Source organism: uncultured Tenacibaculum sp. (genome assembly GCF_947494125.1).
Lineage (GTDB): Bacteria > Bacteroidota > Bacteroidia > Flavobacteriales > Flavobacteriaceae > Polaribacter.
Window position 1 is genome coordinate 1 of sequence record NZ_CANLTU010000069.1, and the last position, 206, is coordinate 206.

General features: G+C 43.2%; 1 protein-coding gene. It reads left to right on the top strand.

The annotated features are described in order from the left end of the window. Window positions 1-206, top strand: a 206-nt coding sequence (locus Q0881_RS17845) for a hypothetical protein (protein WP_299163354.1), incomplete at both ends; no start/stop codon positions are given.

Here is a 206-nt window from a genome sequence, read left to right on the forward strand (position 1 = left end):
AGTGTTGGGTCAAGTAGTCCAACAGTATGTGCAAATAGTAGTATAACAGACATTACACATGCAACTACGGGAGCAACAGGTATAGGTATGGCTACGGGCTTACCAGCGGGAGTAACAGCAGCATGGGCTTCTAATACGCTTACTATAAGTGGTAGTCCAACAGCATCAGGAACTTTTAATTATGATATTCCATTAACAGGAGGCTG